Source organism: Chryseobacterium subflavum (assembly GCF_055762745.1).
Map to the genome: position 1 here is coordinate 135,365 of NZ_JBVTMR010000002.1, position 22,667 is coordinate 158,031.

Here is a 22,667-nt window from a genome sequence, read left to right on the forward strand (position 1 = left end):
CCTTTCAATTCAATGGGTTTTACTAATTTTATAAAACAGATTATGAGTTATGAATTTTTTTAAGCTTCCCTTCCTTCTAAAATTAACCCTTGTTATTATTTCAATTATAGGTATCGGATACCTTATAGAGTTAGGACAAAGCATCCTGGCTCCTTTCTTTCTTGCTTTTTTAATGGCAATGTTATTTTTGCCTTTTTCTACATTCTTAGAAAGAAAATTAAGATTTCCACGCTCTGTTTCCACAATGATATCTGTTCTTTGTATGTTAGTGATCTTAGCAGGATTAATATTTTTCTTTGGATCTCAACTTTCAAGTTTCACCAAGGACCTCCCACACCTAAGAATGCAATTCGACACCGTTTTCAACGGTCTTCAAAAATGGGTATATCATACATTCAATGTTAAGATTCATGAACAACTCGACTACATTGATCAGGCTTTAAATAAACTGTTATCATCCTCAGGAGTTATTCTGGGATTTACTTTTGGAATCTTTTCTACAGGCCTAGGCTTCCTTGTGTTTTTTATATTGTTTTTCATCTTCATTTTAAATTACAGAAGAATCCTTAACAACTTTATTGTTAATGTCTTTAGTGAAAAACATAAAGCAAGTGTACAGGAAGTAGTATCTGAGGTTCGCGTCATGACGAAAAAATACATTATTGGCCTTTGCATACAGATTATTATTGTATCCAGCCTTACGTCAATTATCCTTGCAATTTTAGGCGTTAAATATGCTATTTTATTAGGTGTGTTAACAGGATTGCTCAACGTTATTCCTTATCTGGGAATTTGTATTTCCTTAGTCATTTCTTGTTTTATCGCTTTTGCAACGACTACTCCTTCTACCTGTATATATGTGATTATCGGTTACATAGGAGTACATGTGGTGGATGGGAATATTGTACTTCCTTTTGTGGTAGGTTCGAAAGTAAAGATCAACGCATTATTTTCTTTTATAGGCATTATTGTTGGGGAGCATCTGTGGGGAATATCAGGAATGTTCCTTTGTATTCCTGCAATTGCTATTATTAAAATCATCTTTGAGAGAGTGGATGGATTACAGCCATGGGGAAAATTACTGGGTGAAGATGAAAAGCCTAATAAAAAGAAAAAGAGTTATAAAATTTCGAAGAATATTACGTTAAAAGAAATGGATTAAAATTATAAAATTAGGCCTCCGAAATCGGAGGCTTTTAATTTTATCCTATTGCACATAGAGGACTCATTCCATTTGGGCATGACTGATTACATGGAATATAAGTATGACTATCAGGACAATATCCCATGTCTGTTCCAGAGCCTGGATCACCAGGATTCCCACCACCAAGACATGGATCACCAGGAGGAATCTTACATGGACAACCAACAGGACCTATATCACATGGACCTGTACCTATTCCACCTATAATTTCTTTAAGATCTTTACGATCTAGCTTTTGAAGATTTTTTAACATAAGCTTGTTATTTAATTTGTTCAACAAATATATAAATTCAAATAACAATAAACGAGCAATCCAATCCTTTAAGGTTCATTATATTCATTTTTTAAAACAAATACATAAATTAATAATATTTTTGTTTTACATTTGATGAAAATTCATCAATCATGAAAGTCATAAAATTCATTCTTTGCCTACTATTCGGACTTATGTTTCTGAATGCAGGGCTCGACAAATTTCTGCACTACAATCCGGCACCCAAACTTACCGAAGCACAAATAAAGTTATATACTGCATTTGGTGAAATCGGCTGGCTGCTGCCTTTAGTGGGGGTAGTAGAAATTATTGGGGGATTACTTTTTATCTTTCCAAAAACAAGAGCTTTAGGAGCAATTGTAATTTTACCCGTCATGGTGGGTATTGTATTGCATAATACATACAGAGACCCATCTTCAACAGGGATTGCGATTTCCCTGGTCCTTTTCCTAATTAACATCTGGATAATCGCAGATAACAGCAAAAAATACAAAGCTTTAGTAAGCTAAAAAAGACTGCAATTGCAGTCTTTTTTTATACAAATGCACTAAAGCCTGTTATAGACCTACCGACAATTAGTGAATTGATTTCTTTAGTTCCTTCATAAGAATATATTGCCTCGGCATCTGCCACAAATCTTGCAACATCATATTCTAACAGGATCCCATTCCCACCCATTACCTCACGGGCTCTGGATACAATATCCCTTGTACGTAAAGTACAAAAAACCTTTGCCAGCGAAGCATGTTCATCCTTTAAGATTCCTTCATCCTGCATTTCAGAAAGCCTGAAAACCAACGTCTGCATCGCAGTAAGATTAGACAGCATTTCTACCAAATGCCCCTGAATCATCTGAAAAGAAGCAATGAGTCTTCCAAACTGTTCTCTTTTCCTGGTATAGTCTAATGCACTTTCATAAGCACCTCTTGCGCAACCTGTCGCCATCCAGGCCACTCCGGCCCTTGTCATTCTCAATACTTTACCTGTATCTTTAAAAGAATTAGCATTTTGAAGCCTGTTTTCTTCAGTTACAAGACAATCTTTTAAAGTGATTAATCCGTTTTGTACGATACGAAGAGCCATTTTTCCCTTAATTTTTTCAACAGAGAACCCCGGATTATCTTTTTCTACAATAAATCCTTTCACCTCTCCGCTATCGACATCTCTTGCCCAGATAATCACCAAGTCAGCGAACGTAGCATTTCCAATCCATTTTTTCTCTCCGTTAAGAATCCATCCTTCAGGCGTTTTCTTGCATGTAGCAGTTAATCCTCCTGCTGCGCCGGATCCTACTTCAGGTTCCGTTAATCCGAAAGCTCCTATTTTTTCAAACTTTTGCATCTGAGGAAGCCATTTTTGCTTTTGCTCTTCAGAACCACATATATAAATGGATCCCATTGCCAATCCTGACTGCACCCCAAAAAAAGTAGCTATTGAAGCATCAATTCTCGCCATCTCCATTGCAATAACCCCCTCCATTAGGAAAGGCATTCCGGGGCAACCATATCCTTCATAGGTGACCCCACAAATATTCAGTTTCTGGAATTTAGGTATCAATTCAAAAGGAAATTCATCTCTTAACCAATAATGATTAACCAAAGGCTTAACTTCCTTTTCCATAAATGCCCTGACCTTTAGCTGTATTTCTCTTTGTTCAGGCGTAAGCGTATGATAAATATCGTAAAAGTCACCGTCAATGGGCGGTAGCTCTTTCTTCTTTTTATCGGAATCCAGCATTTTCATTAAACCTCCTAATTGTTTGTCATCTAATTTTGAGAAATTATGCATCAGCTTCGGAAGATCTACTTTTCTGGATATTGCACTTAACTGATCAAAATCTATTGATCTGAATAATTCTATAGCATTTCTGATTTTGGAAAAAGTATTCGACATATTTACAGTTGTGATTTAATTTGTAAAAGATATACAAAAATCACTCCGAAATTTAATTCTTACAACCATCTTTATTTTACAAATACATGACTTACAATGAATTAAATATCATTTTCTATTTACAAAGTTTTTACTTGTGATTTTCAAACTTTACAAACCATTCCATCTGAACTTTGGTATCAACAAAAATAAATATTATGAAAACTACTTACATTAAATTATCTATGGCTGCTGTTCTTTTATTAGGTATTTACTCGTGTAAAAAAGGAGAAGCGGTAGCAGCAGATTACGAAACGGCAAATGCTACAGACTCTGCTTCGTTCATGGTATCCGATAGTGTATCTTCTGCTGCAACAATGAAGATAAAAGACAAACAGTTCATTAAAACTGCAGATGTCAATATGGAGGTAAAAGACGTTTATGATGCAACCGTTTCAATTGAAAAATCAGTGCAGGATCTGGGAGGATTTGTTACACATAGTAACTTACGAAGCAATATAATTTCAGAGGACACTTATAATACTTCCAATGAAGACGCCATACTTGTAAAAAAATACCAGACTGAAAATGCTATGCAGGTACGTGTTCCTACGCCAAAATTAGGAGAATTCTTAACCTTGATTAACAACAAAAAGCTATTCCTAAACTTTCGATCAATCAATGCAGAAGATGTAACATCGAGCATAAAATACGCAGAACTAGAAGGAAGAAGGATCAAAAAAACAGGTGAAAATATCACTCAGCTGAAGAATAACAAGGACAAGGTAAAACTGGACGACGACAATATGTCCGAAGGCAATCTTCAGCAACTCGCTAATCTTGAAGTTACTGACAATCTGAAATATAGTACAATTGACATTTACATTAAAGAACCTAAGTACCGGATTGCGGAAATTGCCATAACGAATACTAAAAATATTGATAATAAATACAAATTCAATTTTATCTATGATGCTAAGAATGCCTTTGTAGAAGGGTTTTATCTTATTCAAAAAATTGCAGTAGGACTGATCACCATTTGGCCGGTTTTATTAATCGCAGCAGTGATCATCTATTGTATCAGAAGACGAAAACCTATTCAAAAGACGAACCCACCCATTTCATAATAACACAATGCTATCCTAACCTTTGGGTTATCACTATAATTTTAGATTTTAAAAACCTCCGAATAAAATCGGAGGTTTTCTTCTATTTATATGGTTATTTTTTTATTATAATTTTTTTAGAAGACACTCCATTCTTATTTTGCATTTTAACAAAGTAAGTCCCCTCCGTAAGCCCCGATAAGTCTATGGAAAACCGGTTCGTTAAAAAGTTATATTTTTTTAATTCTTGTCCACCCATATTATATACAGTTATAAAATACGGCTTTTTATCTGCATCTAATTCAAAATTAAAAATACCACTTGATGGGTTAGGGGAAATCGTTCCAAAATTTAAAATTTCATTGGTTGTAGTACCTAATGTAGCACTGTACTCACTTGCCCCTATATCGATAATTGTATTTGAAATTCTCCCAGCTCCATAAAAATCCAATTCGCCTGAAGTAATAGCAGTAGTTGGTTTTCCCTTATTTATACAAACACTTGCTGCATTTAATTTTACAATAGGTGTTGTACTTGAAATGGATACCAAACTTGGATTAGCATAAAGAGAATTGGCGTCCTGGCCAGTTGCAGATCTATACGCTGCAAATGTATCATAGGTTGTTCCTCTCCAATCTACTGCGATATCATTTTGATCATTATTTGGAGTATACCAACAATTATAATTAAAAGTATTGTTCGATTGTGGACTCTTGTTATCTATAAACATCAATAAATTTTCCGGGCCAGTGTAAAAAATATTGTTCTCAAAAGTACAATTAGAAGCTTTGCTCATCGAAATTTCTCCAGATCCTTTATTCGCAGTGTCGTTTTGTAAAAATGTATTGTTTCGGATAACACTATTAATAACCTGACCTGTGGTATTATCATCAAACCCTCCTATCGAAAGCCCTGCTTCTTTATTTTTATATATTAAATTGTTTTTTACAGTAATTTGCTGAACAATCCCATCTCGCTCAGCTCCGACCTCAATTCCATATCCATTTTGATAACTTTTATTTCTTTCTATAGTAATATTCCTCGCGCCATCAACATAAATCCCTGCGGAAGTTGCATACTTTGCAACATTATTATAACACTCATTATTAATCACTACTCCATTTCTGGCTTCATCTAATGACGTATTTGATGCTGTACCCTCATGTCCTAGGATATCAATTCCGATATTTGTATTATCGTATACCTTGCAATTTTTGACTATAAATCCATCTATATTTCCATTTACAGCCAATGCTTCACTATAACCCAAAATATTATTAAACACCTTGCATTCGTCTATCGTAAGATTGGTAATTCCGCCATTACGACCATACACAATAAAGCCCTGCGCATTATTATTAGGATTAACCGGTATATCTTTATTTGCATTCCAATTAATTTTTGTAACCTTTATGTTTTTGAACGTGAGATCTGTAGATGAACCGATTCCCGTTGTTTGAACAAGCACTCCCTGCGCATCATTTACTGTTTTGTTTTGGATGGTCAGGTTTTCAAATTTCAAAAAACTTTTATTCGTCACCGTCAACAGAGTACTTCCCGGGGTATTTGTTCCGTCAATGATTACATTATCATTGGCATAATTTTTAAAAGTAATATAGTTTCCACTAGTTCCACTTACGTTGATAACAACATTTTCGTAATAAGTACCTGCCTTAATATTCACAATACTGTTTGGAGTAGCCTTAGTGGCTGCTTTTTGTATTGTTTTCCATGGAGCGGTGCTGCTTCCGTTATTGTTATCGCTTCCGTTTGCTTTATCTACATAATAATTGGTCTGGCCGAATCCCAGGTTATACACCAGTAATAATACTGTGATTTTAATAATTTTTTTCATTTAACGATATATTTAAGTGATATGTATTCACGGTTTCACCTCTTTTAAAAGGCTTTGTGGTTAATGCGAGAGATGCATTATTCAGAATTACGTAACGGCGTATAAATATACAAAGGTTCCCGTAAAAAACTAATTATCAATTTATAATATATTGAAAATTAACAAATATTAATCTCACTTCCTGGCACAACAATCATGAAAAGGATACAACATCCGGATGATCACCATAATTTTACATTTTACCATGGCCAATTTTTCCCGGAGGTTTTATTTTTCCTTAAATTTGCATTTTAATCTCAAGATTCCAATAAAATTATTGATTCTCAACCTAGAATTTTAACTTTGAACATATGCTATCAAAAATAAATCCCATACACACCAACAGCTGGAAAGCCCTTGATGAACACTTTGCAGGAAATGATTTCGATTTAAGAACCCTTTTCGCATACAATGAAAATCGTTTTGAAGAGTTCTCAATAAAAAAAGAAAATTTTCTTTTTGATTACTCTAAAAACCTGATGGATTCAAGGACTAAAGAATTGTTGTTGAATTTAGCTGAAGAATGCCAGCTAAAAGACGCCATTTCTAAAATGTTTAGTGGTGACAAAATCAATGAAACAGAAGGGAGAGCAGTTCTTCATACAGCTTTAAGGGATTTTTCGGATAAGGAAATTTTGGTAGATGGAGAAAATGTAAAGCCTCACATCAGAAGAGTCCTTGACCATATGAAATCTTTTTCCGAGAAAATAATTTCCGGAGAGCACAAAGGATTCAGCGGAAAAGAAATCACGGATGTAGTTAATATCGGAATCGGAGGCTCTGACCTTGGTCCTGTGATGGTATGCTCTGCGCTAAAACACTTCAAAACAAGGCTGGACGTTCATTTCGTATCTAATGTGGACGGAAACCATATTGCAGAAGTCGTTAAAAATTTAAATCCTGAAACAACTCTGTTTATCGTTGCTTCCAAAACTTTTACAACCCAGGAAACAATGACTAATGCCAACTCTGCAAAAGATTGGTTTTTACAAGCTGGAAAGCAGGATGACGTTGCCAAACATTTCGTAGCTTTATCCACTAATATCGAAGCAGTTAAAAGCTTCGGAATCGCAGAAGATAACATATTTGAATTCTGGGACTGGGTTGGCGGAAGATATTCTCTTTGGAGTGCTATCGGATTAAGTATTGTTCTGGCAGTAGGTTATGAAAACTTCGAAGAATTGTTAAAAGGAGCTTTTGATACCGATCAACACTTCCAGAACACGGACTTTTCAGAAAATATTCCGGTTTTAATGGGTCTCATTGGCATCTGGTACCGTAATTTTTATGCTGCAACTACTTATGCTATTTTGCCTTACTCCCAGTATCTTGACAGATTTGCTGCGTACTTACAACAGGGAGATATGGAAAGCAACGGAAAATGCGTAGACAGAAATGGTGAATTTGTGGAATATGAAACAGGTCCTATTATCTGGGGAGAGCCAGGAACAAATGGACAGCATGCATTCTATCAGCTGATCCACCAGGGTACGGAATTAATTCCTGCTGATTTTATAGCCTATGCAAAAAGTAGTAATAAGGTTTCTGATCACCAGGACAAACTACTGGCTAACTTTTTCGCTCAGACGGAAGCGCTTGCTTTTGGAAAAAATGAAGAAGAAGTAGAGGAAGAATTAAGAAATTCGGGAAAATCGGATGAGGAAATAGAAAGGCTGTTAAACTTCAAGGTCTTCCACGGAAACACACCAACTAACTCCATATTATTCAAAGAATTAACTCCTTTTTCATTAGGCCAGTTAATAGCAATGTATGAGCATAAAATCTTTGTTCAGGGAGTGATCTGGAATATCTTCAGTTTTGATCAATTCGGAGTAGAGCTTGGAAAGGTATTAGCCAACAAAATTCTACCTGAACTGGAGAATGATGCAACTATTGGGTCACACGATAGTTCGACTAACGGGCTGATCAATTATTATAAGGACAATAAATAAAGAAAGTAAATATCTAATAAAAAAGTAAAATGGCAGAAATTCTTGACGGACTAAAAGTATCCAAAGAAATAAAAGCAGAAATCAAGACAGAAGTTGAAAAGATTCTTGAAAGCAAAAGAAGAGCACCTCATTTGGTGGCCATCCTTGTTGGAAACAACGGAGCAAGCAAGGCTTATGTAAATGCTAAAGTAAAGGATTGCGAGGAAGTAGGTTTTCAATCCAGCCTTATTAAATTCCCGAGTACGGTTTCCGAATCTGAATTACTGGAAAAAATAGATGAGCTGAATAAATCTAAAGCTGTGGATGGATTCATCGTTCAGTTACCTTTACCGGATCAGATTGATCAGGAGAAAATCATTAATGCTATTGATCCAAGAAAAGATGTTGATGGATTCCATCCTGAAAATTTCGGGAAAATGGCATTGGAAATGGATACCTTCTTACCTGCTACCCCTTTTGGAATTTTAACATTGTTAGAAAGATATAATATTGAAACTAAAGGTAAAGACTGTGTAATTATCGGAAGAAGTAAAATCGTAGGGAGACCCATGAGTATTTTGATGGGAAGAAAAGACTTCCCTGGAAATTCTACTGTTACCCTTACACACTCTTATACCAAGGACATTGAAGAATATACTAAAAAAGCAGACATTGTCATTACGGCTTTGGGAGATCCTCATTTCTTAAAGGGAGAAATGATTAAAGACGGTGCTGTAATCGTAGATGTAGGAATTACCAGAGTGGATGATGACTCTCCCAAAGGATATTATCTGGCAGGTGATGTAGATTTTGACAGCTGTGCTGCAAAAGCGAGCTGGATTACACCTGTTCCCGGAGGAGTTGGTCCCATGACAAGAGCTATGTTGATGAAAAACACCATCATTGCTTATAAAACTTCAGTCTATAACGACTAATTTAAAAATGAATAAAGAAGAAGATATTTTATTAAATGAAGGTAAAATGCTCCCTGTGATGGAGCATTTTTACACTTTACAAGGTGAAGGAGCACACACAGGAAAAGCCGCTTATTTTATAAGATTGGGTGGCTGCGATGTGGGTTGCCATTGGTGTGACGTAAAGGAAAGCTGGAATCCTGATCTTCACCCATTGATGAATGCTGAAGAAATTGCAGAAACAGCAGCAAAACATTGTAAAACCATCGTTTTAACCGGTGGCGAACCTTTGATGTGGAATCTGGATATTTTAACCTCCAAGCTAAAGGGCTTGGGATGTACCATACACATTGAAACTTCGGGGGCTTATCCTGTAAGCGGACAACTGGACTGGATCACCCTTTCTCCAAAGAAAACAGGTCTTCCAAAAGAAGATGTATATGAGAAAGCCAGTGAACTGAAGGTAATTATTTTCAATAATCACGATTTTGCATTTGCACAGGAGCAAGCTGCTAAGGTTTCAAAAGATTGTAAGCTGTATCTTCAAAGTGAATGGAGTAAACGTGATGAAATGTATCCGAAAATTACTGATTTCATTTTAGCAAATCCGGAATGGCAGGCCTCAGTTCAGACGCATAAATATCTTAATATCCCGTAAAAATTACATATCTTAGCTCCTGACATCCCTTATATAGCGATAGATGCAGAGAATTCGATACTCTAGATATTTAAAATCGATTATCCTTTTGCTTGACCTTTTGGTTATTGCATCTGTTTTTATTTTCTTTTTTTTAAGCAGAAACCGGGATCTTATACACGACAAGGATATCTGGTACGAAAATTCGTTCCCATTGCTTTTGTTGATCTCTTTTTGGATTCTGCTGAGTGGAAGAACCAAAATTTACAATATAAGAAGAAACCTTACCTACACTACTTTTATAGAACGTATTGTTACTCATTTTATATTGTTTGTAATTGGTCTTGTATTAATAAGAAAGGTAAGTAATAATAAATTTTTCAGTTCAGAGCTTTCTTGGTTGTCGCTGTACCTGTTTTCTTTTATATTGATTACAAAATCCATTATTTATTTTGGAATAAAATATCTGAGATCTATAGGAATTAACAACAGGAATGTGATGTTTCTAAGTGAGAACAGCTCTACGAATGTTTTGAAAAACATATTGAATGAAAGGAAAGACTTCGGATACAGAATTTTTGAATACCCTACTGAAATAATTCAGACCCAAGAGCTTCAGTCCTTCTGGAAGAGCAATGGAATACATACATTATTTCTGCCACTGGAAAATACATTTACCTCTCAGATGGAGGATGAAATTTTCAGATTAGCTGAAGCAAGCAAGGTGCATATTTCGCTGATCCCTAATATATCTCAGACTGATCTTTTTGCTTACGACCTGGGATATGTAGAGACTCAGCCGGTTCTCAATCAGGCAAAGTATCCTTTGGATTATTATTCCAATTACCTTTTAAAAAGATTGTTTGATATCGTTTTTTCACTTGTGGTTATGATAGGTATCTGCTTGTGGCTATTTCCGATAATTGCAATTTTTATCAAGCTGACGTCAAAAGGGCCTGTTTTTTTCATACAGAAAAGATATGGTTTTCATGAAGAAGTATTTAGCTGTATAAAATTCAGAACAATGGTGGTGAATGATGAGTCAACAACGAGAACAACATCGGAAAATGACGCAAGGATCACAGGGATTGGTAAGTTTCTCAGAAAAACAAGCTTGGATGAGATGCCACAGTTTATTAATGTATTAAGGGGAGAGATGTCAATTGTAGGACCTCGTCCTCATATGCTGGCAGTAGATAATTATTATAAACCCAAAATAGGAAGATATAGTCTTAGAAGTACTGTAAATCCAGGGATTACAGGTCTTGCACAGGTAAACGGGCTCAGGGGTGATTCCGGGGATGTGGAGGTTGAAATGAAAAAGCGGATACTGGCTGATGCCTTCTATGTAAGAAACTGGAGCTTCATCCTGGATCTTATCATCATTTTGAAAACTATTTTACTGGTTTTAGGTGGAGATAAAAACGCAAAATAAAGAATGCTTAATAAAAAAAGTCTAATTTAGCAGAATGTTAAAAAAGTTTTTCACAGCCGTAGGGGAATACATTATTCTTCTTGGTAAATCTATGCAAAAACCTCAGAAAATGAGGGTTTTCTGGAAGCTGTTCATGAGAGAAATCAATGATTTAGGAGTCAACTCATTCGGGTTGGTTATCTTTACATCTATATTCGTGGGAGCGGTAGTTGCCATCCAAATGTTCAACAACTTTGATGCTTCTTCATTTCCCATTCCTACTTCGTTCGTGGGATACGCTACAAAAGCAGTACTTGTACTGGAATTTTCACCCACCATTATCAGTTTGATTCTGGCGGGAAAAGTAGGCTCATATATTGCATCCAGTATAGGTACAATGAGGGTTTCAGAACAAATCGATGCATTGGATATCATGGGAGTTAACTCACCCAATTTTCTGATACTCCCTAAAATAATTGCGTGTATCATTTTTAACCCGCTTCTTATTGCAATCAGTATTGTGTTTGGTATAGGCGGTGGATATATTGCCGGAATTTTAACAGGAAACTGGACGGAATCCGATTATATTACGGGGATACAGATGTATATGCCTAATTTATTCGTTTACTATGCATTTATAAAAACGATCGTTTTCGCTTTTGTTATTGCAACAGTTCCTTCATACTTCGGTTACTTCGTAAAAGGTGGTTCACTGGAAGTAGGTAGAGCGAGTACACAAGCCGTGGTTTGGACAATGGTATTTATTATCATTTCCGAATTAATATTAACCCAATTAATATTAAGCTAATGATTGAGGTAAAAAATCTTAAAAAAAGTTTTGATGATGTTGAAGTACTTAAAGGAATTTCAACTTCTTTTGATAAAGGGAAAGTAAATCTGATTATCGGGCAAAGTGGATCGGGAAAAACAGTATTTCTTAAGAGTTTATTAAATGTATATCAGCCTTCCTCAGGTGAAATTCTTTTTGATGGTAAAGACATCAATACAATGACCCGTGAAGAAAAGCAGCACCTGCGATCGGAAATCGGAACGGTATTCCAGGGAAGCGCTTTGTTTGACTCTCTTACAGTGGAGGAAAACATTATGTTTCCTCTTGATATGTTTACCAATTTAAGTTTCAGGGAAAAGAAAAAAAGAGTTTTTGAAGTTATTGGAAGAGTACATCTCGATAAAGCCAACAAAAAATTTCCATCCGAAATTTCCGGAGGAATGCAAAAACGGGTGGCCATTGCAAGAGCCATTGTGAACAATCCTAAATACTTGTTTTGTGATGAGCCAAATTCAGGACTGGATCCCTATACATCCAATGTAATAGATGATCTATTGCTCGAAATAACAAAAGAATATAACACTACAACGATCATTAATACACACGATATGAACTCCGTAATGACGATAGGTGAAAAGATTGTCTATCTGAGATTAGGAATTAAAGAGTGGGAAGGAAATAAAGACATTCTGATTACAGCAGGCAATAAAAATCTTATTGACTTCGTTTATTCTTCAGAGCTATTTAAAGAATTGAGGGTGTATTTACTTGAAAATAATAAAACTATTGATAATACGATCACAAAACTAGACGAAAATGAAACAAATATTTAGTATAGCGCTATTAAGCCTTTCGATGTTTGCTTCTGCACAGATTTCTCTTGCAGGTAAGGCAAACTTAATTTTTCCAACGGGATCTCCATCGTGGAAAAATATCTCCAATACGGCAAGTGCGGCAATAGACAATAAGGGAAAGAATAATGTAGGATTTAATATTGGACTTTCATTAAAAGCTAACCTTCCGATGGCATTTTTCCTGATGCCGGAATTGTATTACACCACCTTTAAAAATGAATTCACAGATCCTGTTTCTAATACTACATTCGATGTTAAAAACAACCGTATCGATTTACCGGTACTTGTAGGTCATAAAGTATTAGGAGATATGCTGGGTGTATTCATTGGGCCTGTTGCCAGCTATAACCTGGCTAAGGAGGATACATTTAATGATTTTAAAGAAAATGCGAGAGATAATTTTACTGTAGGATACCAGTTCGGAGCTCAGCTTGAAATTAAAAAACTTCTTATCAACGCAAGATATGAAGGTGCATTTAGTAAAGATCAAAGAAATTTTGTAAACAGAGTATCTGGTGAAGAAATCAGATATGATAATCGCCCTAATCTCTTTATGGTAGGTTTGGGTTATAAATTTTAACCGAAAGAAAATAACAACTATTAAAAAATCCTCAGGTATTATACCTGAGGATTTTTATTTTGGTTTTCTAATTCAGTTTGTCGTTTTGCAATTTCCACAGCGTGTTTTTCCAACTCTTCTTTCTCTTTCTGTAGCTGCTTAAATTCCCTTCTTCTTTGCTCTTCTTTAATAGCAGATCCTTTACTCAGATAGCCTACCATTCCACCTATGATAAGCCCAATCCCGATTCCTCCCATAATTCCCATAATATGAGAAAGCTTGATCTGTTCAACAGCAAAGTCTGTTGTTAAATAAAAAAGTAAAGCTGATACTGCTAAAAGTATAAGGCCTGTAATTGATATACTTTTCATAATGTTGTGTTTTTGGTGATTTAGTCTTTACTAATGTAGTGAAATTTTAGCAAAGCTGAATTTGATTAAATTTTCCCACCTGCATTTTTGTAATATTCCAATGCTTTTGGTAAATCTTTTTGAATATCTGATATTCTGGTTCCCGGGCTTGGGTGAGTAGAAAGAAACTCCGGCTGTCTGCTTCCAGAAGATGCAGCTTCCATTCTGTTCCAGAAAGGAATTGCCTCCCTTGGATCATATCCGGCCATAGACATCAGATACAATCCCATCTGATCAGCTTCCGACTCTTGATTTCTTCCATATTTTAACAAAGCTACCTGCGAACCAATCGGATATACTTTCTGAAAAATATTAGCCCATTGGGAATTAGAAATAGTTCCGCCTAATATAGTCCCGCCGTATTGCGCTACCATTGCCTGGGAAATTCTTTCATTTCCATGTCCTGCCAAAGCATGAGAAACCTCATGGCCTAAAACTACTGCCAGTCCGTTATCATTTTTAGTTACCGGTAATATTCCTGTATATACAGCTACCTTTCCACCAGGCATACACCAGGCGTTTAATTCATTACTCTGAAGAAGGTTAAACTCCCAGCTATAATTTGCCAGATCTGCAGATCTTCCAATACTTTGATAGTATCTTTCAGCAGCTCCTTTTATTCTTGTTCCTACATTTACCACTCTTTTAGCATCTGCCGTCCCTGATATAATCTTTGATTTGGACAATGTTGTTCTATACTCCTGAGATGACATCGTTAATATTTCAGAATTATTTGCCAACTGCAACGAAGATCTACCCGTAATAGGGTTCGTGGTACAAGCTACAACTGATAAAGCAATTGCTCCTATTCCTAATAGATAAGTTAATTTCATAGTTTAAGTGTTAATAATTCAACTTTAACAATTATTATTCCAAAAAGTTTTACAACCTATATATTTGCATACATTTTGCTATTTAAATTTAATAATTATTAAGGTCATGAAAAAATATATTTCACTTATATATATTTTGGGATTTATCTTCTTTTTTCAAAGTTGTTCTTCACAAAATACCGGCGATTCTAAAACTACGGATTTGCTGATTAATTCGCAGGAATTTACGTTCCACGCAGAACGCGCAAACCCTACCAACTATGATGTCATCAACATTATGAATTCTATGCCCAACTCAACATCGACAAGAATTCTTCAGCTTAACGGCAACTACACGGTAGAACTGAGAAAAAACAAGTTAGAAGTTACCCTTCCTTATTTCGGAAGACTATTTAATCCTACTTATGGTAATACCAGCGGCAACAGCTACAGGTTCACTTCGAAAGATTATACGGTCAATAAATCACAGAATAAAAAAGGAAACTGGATTGTAAGAGTTAAGCCTAATGATGTAAACAATGTAGACGAGATCATTATTGAGGTTTATAAAAACGGAAAAGCATTTACTGCTGTACGAAGTAATGACAGGCAGCCTATATCATATGATGGATTTGTTTCTAAGAACGACCCTGAATCTGCTCCTTAATTTTCACGAGTCCCGTTAGATAAAAATCTTTCTACAAACAATTTAGCTTCAGTACTTGGGTTGGAAACCATTGCTGAAGCATTTTTTTTATGATACAAATAAGCTTCTTCTACGGAATCACTCTTCTTCATCATGGATAAAATATATTCCTGAACCCAATATTCAAACCGCTTTTCTGCCTGTTGAATTCTGATTTCATCAAATGTTCCGGACTTCTTTTTAAGATCAATAAATTCAGCTATTGTACCGTAGATTTCATCCAGGCCTGCATTATGAAGTGCAGAACCCAATAAAATAGGAACTTTCCAGCCTTTTTCTTTTGGGGGAATAAAATCAAGCGCCCTTTTTAATTCAAGTTTGGTAGTTTTTGCTTTTTGTAAATTACTTTCGTCAACTTTGTTAATAAAAATAATATCTACCATCTCCATGATCCCTCTTTTGATCCCCTGAAGCTCATCTCCTCCTCCAATAATCTTAAGAAACAGGAATACGTCTGTAATATCGGCAACCAGAACTTCAGATTGTCCTACCCCTACAGTTTCAATAAGGATATAATCATATCCTGCAGCTTCACAGATCATCATGGTTTCAAAGGTTGTATTGGCAACACCTCCTAAAAATCCGGAACTCGGGGAAGGCCTGATAAAAGCGTTTTCTTCTTTTGCCAGCTCTTCCATCCTTGTTTTATCTCCAAGAATGCTTCCTTTGTTAATTGCCGAGCTCGGGTCAATAGCAAGAACTGCCACTTTTTTATCATGAGCAATAGCCAGTCGTCCAAAATTTTCAATGAAAGTAGATTTTCCTGCCCCCGGAACTCCAGTAATTCCGATCCGTATGGAATTTCCCGTAAATGGCATGATTGCCTTCAGTAATTCGTCTGCCTGGAGGCGATGTTCGGCTTTTTTGCTTTCAACTAAAGTAATAGCTTTTGCGATCAGACGTTTATTTCCTGATCGTATTCCTTCCACCAAGTCTTCTGTTGAAAATTTCATTAGGTCAAAAATATAAAAATAAGCATCAAACTACCTCATAAAGCTCTTTTAATTTTATTTCTTCTAAATTAAAACTACACCTGATTTTATCAATAGCATAAGGAATTTGCTACATTTGTTATCAATCAAATATAAGAAACAATGAAAAAAATAATCGCTATAGCATTTTTTACTGCTGTTCTGGTATCATCATGCACCTCAAAATCATCAACAGCAACTTCAGCTATAGGCCCTGCAGTATCTACTGCTGAACAAATCGCTCAGGGAAAGACCATTTTTGAAAGCTCTTGTACGAGATGTCATAAACTACCGGATCCCACATCACATAATCCGGTTCAATGGGTAGGAATTATGAACTCTATGGCTCCAAAAGCAAAACTCACTGACGAGCAGCATCAATGGGTATATGATTATATTGTTTCTGTAAAAAAATAATCACATCTAAAAATATTACAATGAAAAAGTTAGTTTTAAGTATTATTTTAGGATCTGCATTTATGATTTCGTGCGGACCGAAAAGTGTAGCGGTAACAGGACCGAAATATACAGCTTCTGAACAACTGACTCAGGGAAAAACCATTTTTGAAAATTCCTGCAACAAATGCCATCAATTACCGGATCCTGCAAAACACGACGACCAGGGATGGATCAAAACGTTAAGCAGAATGGCTCCAAAAGCTAAACTGACTGATGATCAGCATCAAATGGTGTATGATTATCTGATTTCTGTAAATAAAAAATAAGCTTTCAAATGAAAGCTTATTTTTTTAACTCTATTCCCAATCCAGGTTTCTCCGATAAAATTATGATACCCTTTTCTACAAAGTTCCCAGTAGCATAATCATTGGAGATCAGATTTGCCCCGTCGAGATCAACGTAATCGACAAGTCCGGTTAAAACACACCCTGCAGAAATCCCAACTGTAGATTCTGTCATGCATCCTATCATTACTTTGTAACCTGAACTTCTGGCTTTTCTTATCATTTCTAAAGCAGGGGTCAAACCTCCGCATTTCATTAATTTGATATTGACACTTCTATAATAAGGTATTAAATTTTCTAAAGAACCCATCTCCTGACAGTCCTCGTCTGCCATCCAGTTAGCATAAGCATTTTTTTCTAAAACCTGATAATGACCGATAGGTCTTGGCTGCTCAAGGTATGTGAATTTTCGCACATCGGAATTTCCCTGAAGCCATAAACAATCATCATCCGTAAAGCTGGCATTTGAATCCAGAGCGATATTCCTGTCCAATTGTAAAAGTCTGGTTACACCATCCTTTTGTAAACCACTGCATTTCACCTTAAACTTATTCCAGCTGCTTTTTTCGATTTTTTCGATTTGCTCACCGATAGTTCCTATAGATATAGTAATGGAACTATCCACTAAATTTGTTGAAGAAAGATCATTGAGCTCCATAAAACTTTTATTTTCAAGTTTTCCGAAAAGGTCCCAATAGGCGCAATCTAAGGCAGATTTTAAAAAGGGGTGTAAATCTGAAAAAGAAAGAAACTGATAAAATTCTTTTGGGTGTTCAATTTTTCGTGCTTCAATTCCGGAACGGATTTCATTTAATTTTGAAACCAACATGGTCAGATTAATCTTATAATAATCGATGGCAACACACTCTCCATATCCTTTACAATTATGGTGAGATAATTCGATAACCAAACTTTCTCTGGTGTTATAATTACCATAAGCTATTGAGAAAGTTTCTTTTAATCGAAGGGATTTGATTTCAAAACGCAGTTCCATACATTAAAGCTACAAAAAAAGCTGTCTCAAAAGATCAACAATACTCTCCAATCTCCAGAATGACAAAGCCATCAGACAGAATTTCGAAAGTAAAAGTGCTCTTGAAACAACCTTATTCTAATCTTAACAATTGTTTTTTACTTTACAATTAACTTTTCAATTTGACTTTTAAGTCCTTGTTTAATATGAACCATATATACTCCTTTAGGAAAACTTTTTGTAGAAATGGCTTTTTTAGATTCTGGCATTCTTGAATCAGTAATCACCACTTTTCCCGACATATCAAATACCCTTATTTCCACTTCATCTTTTGATTTATTTATATTTCCAACAAAGAACTCATCATAAGTAGGATTAGGGAATATAATAAATTGATTATCGGCAAGATTACTTTCCTTGGTTGCAAGCACACTATCACAGTCCGATGGAATAGTAAAATCTTCTACTTGATCAGTTCCCACCGTTTTACTTCCCGCAGAAGCATTTACTCCTAATCCTCTTTTGGCAAATGCTTTCCAAATCATACATTTATCTTCTCCTCCATTTCCTATAGCATCAGCTTGAAGAATAGCATCTCTACCATCAATAAAGGTTGGACTACATGGTTGCAGCTTAAGCCCATCAACCACTATCTGTAATGCTTTTGCATTACCGGATGTTGGGTTTGCCAATACATCACTATTATATCCATACTTTTCAACATACTTCCAGGTAAGATCCCAGAGCATGGTAGCCCAAATAAATCCTACACCATGAGGAACGACAGCAGTATTGGTACTATTATATGTATACCCGTTTACAGAAAAATCCGGAGAATACTTAGCCGGTCTGATCCCAACTCCTGTAACTGGCTGCCCTTTCGGATAAGTTCCTACACCTCTTGCTAAGGATGATGTGTCACCTGGTCTTGTAGTCAGCATCAAGGCAAAGTAGTCTGACCATCCTTCCCCCATTTGTTCAATGGTATTAGTTGTCGATAGACAACTGTATCCCTGACCGGTTAATCTATTTGAAATACCATGACCGTATTCATGAGCAATAATTCCGTTATCAAAACTCGAATGCTTAAATCCATCATAATCAAAGTCCAATGTGGCATTAATAGCATTGCCATTGTTAAGCTCTCCAACCAGAAAAAGCCCCTCTGTTTTCCCAATGTTTATAGAAGGAATATTGACTTGAGATCCATAGGATCCAGCACCCATGCTTGTGGGAGTGTCATTAGAAGGTCTATAGACTATTACACCAACAGCACCTGCATTCTGAGCATTCAATACTTTGAGACCATACTCACAACTTGTACTTGTTACAATTGCAATTTTGTTTGTAAGACTACCCGGCGCTGGCGCTGTACATGCATCTGTAGGTGATGAAACAATGAGGTCTCCTGTCACTGGCGGGCCAAAAACCGGTCCAAATCCTGCTCCACCTGTTAATACTTTTGGCCTGCTAGTAATTGATGCAGGACTGTTGTATTGATACCTTATGATAGGATCATCAGGAGTCTGTGTTCTATCATAAAGATACATCTGCATTCTAGGCGCTAAAACCTGGGGCTGCCCTCCAACAACTCTTTCATAACCTGAACTAAAATTAGCATTGTTAAGTCCACTTCCATCAAAAGCCTCTGCTCTCACGGCATCATTCCCTATTCCACCATTATTAAAGTTATTCGTCTGAAAGTTTCTCGCCGTTTCTGTGAATCCGAATTTATAAAATATATCATGCATTTTATTGTTCATATAAAACAAATTGGTGATAGCAGCGTCTTTGTAGGCAAAAGGATCATCATACCTTCCATCTGCAAAAGGAAAATCGAAATTAAGCGTACTTCCTCCATCTGGTGAATATCCTGGAACATTGGCATTATTTTGATCTGAATAGGCATAAACATTGTTTCCTCTCGTGTTTGTGTAATTATTTGTCCCATCCGAATGCCATCCCTCGGGAGAGGCTTGTACATCCCATGGATTATTAATAGTTGAACGAGAACCAAATGTGGGAGCTTCCAGAGGTAAAGGAAAAATATTATAGGAAGCATTGGAAGGAGGAAACAAGCTATTAACCAACTTTGTATTTGGGATTTTATTAGCCACTCCTTGAAGCATTTGTGCATTATTCATCTTTTCAGTTGCCTCCAATCCGTTAGAGGCTTCGTGCGGATGGATATTCCGTTCAAAACTACAATCAAGTGTCAGGTTATCCTTACTAAGTATTTCTCCACTACTCGCATTGGCAATTACATGCCAAACATCTGACGTATTTTTATCTGAAACAAATAACTCTTTAGATAAAATATATAATCCATTTTTCTCAAAATACACATCTGTCAAATAATCTATGTTTGCGATTTCGCGTAATCCCAATTGCTGCTTGAGAAACTCCTTTGAAAGGCTTTTCAAAACTTTTGGCTGATTAGCAATAACAATATTTCTACTAAAGGTATTTTTTTCGGAAATGATCTTATCATTTTTTATAATGACTTTGCCTAAAGCATTATAAACCCTAAGTCCATTGTAAGTTTGTTGAACATCCAAAATATTAGCGTTCAAACTTTTGGAAGAATCATTATTTAAAATCTCAATCCCAACCTGGCTATTATTACCGCTCTTTAAATTTAGCTGTCCATTTCTTTTGTAAAAATCATGAATGATATTTTCAGAATTCTGAGCGTTCATTTTATCAAAACAAAAAAGCATCACCACAGACACAGGCAATAAAAATAATTTTTTACTCATAAATATAATTTTTAAGCAATAAATATACAATTTTTACAGAATATCCTTAATGAAAACTACTGCTTTTAATCAAAAAAATACTCTTATGTTCAAATTCTTTATTTTTTCGGCATTTTTGATTTAATAAATTTAACCCGTTCTTCAAGAATATCAATCATTTCCTTATTATAGCTGTATTTTCTGGCTTCTTTTAATGGTTTCAAAGCTTTCCTATATTCCAATCTGATCTCAAACAATAAAGATTTATGAATTAATATTCTGGACTTATCAATCCCTTTGATCTTTAAAGCGTACTCAATCAATTTTTCTGCCTCATCAAGATCTTCATTATCTAAAAGACATTTAATATAATATTGGGGAGTATTAAGATTTGAAACATTATGAAACATTGCCTCCGCAAAATATAATTTTGCTTTTTCATAATCTGTTAACATTTCACTGTATATTCTCCCCATCAGGCAAAGGCTGTCGGCGTCTTCCGGATCGTAGGATAAAGCATAGTTCAGAGCTTCCAGACAAGAAGGAAGATTATATGGATAGTTATCCAATGCTTCAAAATAATATTTATTTTTAGTTAAGGTCATCTTTTAAATTTTTAAGTTCATTCTTAAGACTGCTCCTTGTTTTTTTAAAGGATTTATCTTTATAATTATGTTTAAAATCCGTCCCTGAAAAAGTACGGATAGGATTTCCCCTTTGTACCTGCAGATGATGGGTCCAGGTTTCCTGCATCCTATTGGCCATTTGTTGAATATTTAATTCCATTACTTTTTCCTTTAATCTCATAACAGAAAGTTTTTTATTCTCCAACTGCGACCTTGAATCCTGTGCAAAAACACTTATTCCTGTCGGAAGATGGGTCGCCCTTACCGCAGTATTTACCTTATTGACATTTTGCCCTCCGCTTCCTTGGCTTCTTGTCGTTTGGAACTGAATATCCTTTTCGCTAAAACCCACTTCGTGAGTATTTTCAATTTCAAAGATTCCAATAAACCAGTTGCTCCGTTTATGCAGTTTTCTAAAGGTACTTCTTCCGCTCCAACAGATACTTCCCAACCAGTTTTTTAAAAATCCGGATGTATCCTTTCCTTTTAAAAGAAGGGTAACCGATTTTAGGGTCAGATTTTCATCCCCGTTTTCTCTGTGGATGATTTCGTATTGTATTTTTTCCTGTTTTATTTCTTCAAGGAATACTTTCAAAACTTTAGCAACTACCCATTGGCATTCTAAAGGTCCTCTTCCCGAAGTGATTTGTATAAGTTTGTCCATTTTATTTTGGTATTTCACTTAATCTGGGGTGCCCCACTGGATCAATTCCTTTTTCCAACAAATCCCTGGCGGTTATCACTGCCCAGCATTTGTCACTGGAATGAATATTTCTGTAAAAAGTAAGCAACACTTCAGGCTTTACAACCGTAAATCCATTGGCTAATATGGTTTCCAGGTCATCCCTTTCAAAAAAATCGATGGTAATTCTATGGAACTTCCCGCTTTCCAATTCTATTGTTTTTTCATATCTCCTAAAATTTTCCTCACTTGGCAGATGGTCATATCGCGTCCATACCTTCTGAAAGCTTTCTTTCACAAGCAGCATTACCACATCCGCAACATCTTCTTTCTTTACAAAAACATCAATATCCTTATGATCATGGGCGTGTTTATACTCTGTATGTCCTTTTTCAGACATAAAGTGCCAGGCCCAGCCTCCCGATAAAATGATTTTATTTTTTAATTTTTCTAAAATTTCAAGTCCGTATTGAATTCTAAATTCCGGCCAGACTTCGCCGTATCTTTTTATATTATGTGGTGCTCCCATTTCTCTTTTTTTAATTAAAAATTGATGG

At 35.7% G+C, this 22,667-nt stretch carries 24 protein-coding genes; 14 read left to right on the forward strand and 10 right to left on the reverse strand.

Annotated features, from left to right (window positions below; genetic code table 11):
* The first annotated feature begins 49 nt into the window (after positions 1-49).
* From AC0INN_RS09880 to AC0INN_RS09890, 3 genes are all read left to right on the forward strand, one after another.
* On the forward strand, positions 50-1,162 hold the full coding sequence (locus AC0INN_RS09880) for an AI-2E family transporter (protein WP_172281278.1): 1,113 nt from the start codon (positions 50-52) through the stop codon (positions 1,160-1,162).
* Positions 1,163-1,265: 103 nt separating this feature from the next.
* On the forward strand, positions 1,266-1,436 hold the full coding sequence (locus AC0INN_RS09885; protein ID WP_273650045.1) for a hypothetical protein: 171 nt from the start codon (positions 1,266-1,268) through the stop codon (positions 1,434-1,436).
* Positions 1,437-1,609: 173 nt separating this feature from the next.
* On the forward strand, positions 1,610-1,987 hold the full coding sequence (locus AC0INN_RS09890) for a DoxX family protein (protein WP_172281280.1): 378 nt from the start codon (positions 1,610-1,612) through the stop codon (positions 1,985-1,987).
* 25 nt (positions 1,988-2,012) lie between these two features.
* Here AC0INN_RS09890 and AC0INN_RS09895 read toward each other — a convergent pair whose 3' ends face one another.
* Positions 2,013-3,371, reverse strand: coding sequence for an acyl-CoA dehydrogenase family protein (locus AC0INN_RS09895; RefSeq protein WP_306613019.1), 1,359 nt, complete (start codon positions 3,369-3,371; stop codon positions 2,013-2,015).
* Positions 3,372-3,568: 197 nt separating this feature from the next.
* On the opposite strand from AC0INN_RS09895, the gene AC0INN_RS09900 reads away from it, so the two are divergent.
* A complete protein-coding gene (locus tag AC0INN_RS09900) occupies positions 3,569-4,477 on the forward strand; it encodes a DUF4349 domain-containing protein (protein WP_273650049.1) in 909 nt (302 codons plus the stop codon).
* A 94-nt stretch (positions 4,478-4,571) separates the two neighbouring features.
* Here AC0INN_RS09900 and AC0INN_RS09905 read toward each other — a convergent pair whose 3' ends face one another.
* On the reverse strand, positions 4,572-6,311 hold the full coding sequence (locus AC0INN_RS09905) for a T9SS type A sorting domain-containing protein (RefSeq protein WP_273650051.1): 1,740 nt from the start codon (positions 6,309-6,311) through the stop codon (positions 4,572-4,574).
* Positions 6,312-6,661: 350 nt separating this feature from the next.
* On the opposite strand from AC0INN_RS09905, the gene pgi reads away from it, so the two are divergent.
* The 7 genes from pgi to AC0INN_RS09940 are packed head-to-tail and all read left to right on the forward strand — an operon-like array spanning position 6,662 to position 13,470.
* Positions 6,662-8,302 carry a glucose-6-phosphate isomerase gene (gene pgi / locus AC0INN_RS09910; protein WP_172281288.1) on the forward strand — a complete coding sequence of 547 codons (1,641 nt, stop codon included), beginning with the start codon at positions 6,662-6,664 and terminating at the stop codon, positions 8,300-8,302.
* Positions 8,303-8,331: 29 nt separating this feature from the next.
* On the forward strand, positions 8,332-9,216 hold the full coding sequence (locus AC0INN_RS09915) for a bifunctional 5,10-methylenetetrahydrofolate dehydrogenase/5,10-methenyltetrahydrofolate cyclohydrolase (RefSeq protein ID WP_172281290.1): 885 nt from the start codon (positions 8,332-8,334) through the stop codon (positions 9,214-9,216).
* Positions 9,217-9,223: 7 nt separating this feature from the next.
* The gene (locus tag AC0INN_RS09920) at positions 9,224-9,853 is read left to right on the forward strand and encodes a 7-carboxy-7-deazaguanine synthase QueE (RefSeq protein WP_172281292.1); all 630 of its coding nucleotides are present in this window, start codon (positions 9,224-9,226) and stop codon (positions 9,851-9,853) included.
* Positions 9,854-9,896: 43 nt separating this feature from the next.
* Positions 9,897-11,267 (forward strand): exopolysaccharide biosynthesis polyprenyl glycosylphosphotransferase, encoded by a 1,371-nt coding sequence (locus tag AC0INN_RS09925; RefSeq protein ID WP_273650055.1) that lies wholly within the window; start codon positions 9,897-9,899, stop codon positions 11,265-11,267.
* Between the two features lie 34 nt (positions 11,268-11,301).
* Positions 11,302-12,054, forward strand: coding sequence for an MlaE family ABC transporter permease (locus tag AC0INN_RS09930; RefSeq protein ID WP_172281304.1), 753 nt, complete (start codon positions 11,302-11,304; stop codon positions 12,052-12,054).
* Entirely contained in the window at positions 12,054-12,869 is an 816-nt protein-coding gene (locus AC0INN_RS09935; protein WP_172281305.1) for an ABC transporter ATP-binding protein, read from the forward strand. Before AC0INN_RS09930 ends, AC0INN_RS09935 begins: the two co-directional genes overlap by 1 nt.
* A complete protein-coding gene (locus AC0INN_RS09940) occupies positions 12,853-13,470 on the forward strand; it encodes an outer membrane beta-barrel protein (protein ID WP_172281307.1) in 618 nt (205 codons plus the stop codon). The genes AC0INN_RS09935 and AC0INN_RS09940 overlap by 17 nt, the downstream gene beginning before the upstream one ends.
* Positions 13,471-13,508: 38 nt before the next feature.
* Here the strand turns inward: AC0INN_RS09940 and AC0INN_RS09945 are convergent, their stop codons facing one another.
* Complete coding sequence (locus AC0INN_RS09945; RefSeq protein ID WP_172281309.1) at positions 13,509-13,820, reverse strand: hypothetical protein; 312 nt, start codon at positions 13,818-13,820, stop codon at positions 13,509-13,511.
* A gap of 65 nt (positions 13,821-13,885) precedes the next feature.
* A complete protein-coding gene (locus AC0INN_RS09950; RefSeq protein WP_172281311.1) occupies positions 13,886-14,692 on the reverse strand; it encodes a M48 family metallopeptidase in 807 nt (268 codons plus the stop codon).
* Between the two features lie 106 nt (positions 14,693-14,798).
* On the opposite strand from AC0INN_RS09950, the gene AC0INN_RS09955 reads away from it, so the two are divergent.
* Positions 14,799-15,338 (forward strand): DUF4251 domain-containing protein, encoded by a 540-nt coding sequence (locus AC0INN_RS09955; protein ID WP_273650059.1) that lies wholly within the window; start codon positions 14,799-14,801, stop codon positions 15,336-15,338.
* On the opposite strand, the gene meaB is transcribed toward AC0INN_RS09955, so the two are convergent.
* Positions 15,335-16,330 carry a methylmalonyl Co-A mutase-associated GTPase MeaB gene (meaB, locus tag AC0INN_RS09960; RefSeq protein WP_273650061.1) on the reverse strand — a complete coding sequence of 332 codons (996 nt, stop codon included), beginning with the start codon at positions 16,328-16,330 and terminating at the stop codon, positions 15,335-15,337. The two genes, AC0INN_RS09955 and meaB, sit on opposite strands and share 4 nt — an antisense overlap.
* A 141-nt stretch (positions 16,331-16,471) precedes the next feature.
* On the opposite strand from meaB, the gene AC0INN_RS09965 reads away from it, so the two are divergent.
* Positions 16,472-16,765 carry a c-type cytochrome gene (locus AC0INN_RS09965; protein WP_273650063.1) on the forward strand — a complete coding sequence of 98 codons (294 nt, stop codon included), beginning with the start codon at positions 16,472-16,474 and terminating at the stop codon, positions 16,763-16,765.
* A gap of 20 nt (positions 16,766-16,785) precedes the next feature.
* Positions 16,786-17,073, forward strand: a complete 288-nt coding sequence (locus AC0INN_RS09970) for a cytochrome C (RefSeq protein WP_273650065.1) — start codon at positions 16,786-16,788, stop codon at positions 17,071-17,073.
* A 16-nt stretch (positions 17,074-17,089) separates the two neighbouring features.
* On the opposite strand, the gene AC0INN_RS09975 is transcribed toward AC0INN_RS09970, so the two are convergent.
* From AC0INN_RS09975 to AC0INN_RS09995, 5 genes are all read right to left on the reverse strand, one after another.
* The gene (locus AC0INN_RS09975) at positions 17,090-18,085 is read right to left on the reverse strand and encodes an enolase C-terminal domain-like protein (protein ID WP_273650067.1); all 996 of its coding nucleotides are present in this window, start codon (positions 18,083-18,085) and stop codon (positions 17,090-17,092) included.
* A gap of 137 nt (positions 18,086-18,222) precedes the next feature.
* Positions 18,223-20,823, reverse strand: coding sequence for a T9SS-dependent M36 family metallopeptidase (locus AC0INN_RS09980; protein WP_273650069.1), 2,601 nt, complete (start codon positions 20,821-20,823; stop codon positions 18,223-18,225).
* Between the two features lie 98 nt (positions 20,824-20,921).
* Positions 20,922-21,407 (reverse strand): tetratricopeptide repeat protein, encoded by a 486-nt coding sequence (locus AC0INN_RS09985; protein ID WP_273650071.1) that lies wholly within the window; start codon positions 21,405-21,407, stop codon positions 20,922-20,924.
* Positions 21,394-22,092 (reverse strand): peptide chain release factor H, encoded by a 699-nt coding sequence (gene prfH, locus AC0INN_RS09990; RefSeq protein WP_306613029.1) that lies wholly within the window; start codon positions 22,090-22,092, stop codon positions 21,394-21,396. The genes AC0INN_RS09985 and prfH overlap by 14 nt, the downstream gene beginning before the upstream one ends.
* 1 nt (position 22,093) lies before the next feature.
* Positions 22,094-22,639 carry a hypothetical protein gene (locus tag AC0INN_RS09995; protein WP_273650075.1) on the reverse strand — a complete coding sequence of 182 codons (546 nt, stop codon included), beginning with the start codon at positions 22,637-22,639 and terminating at the stop codon, positions 22,094-22,096.
* Positions 22,640-22,667 lie beyond the last annotated feature (28 nt).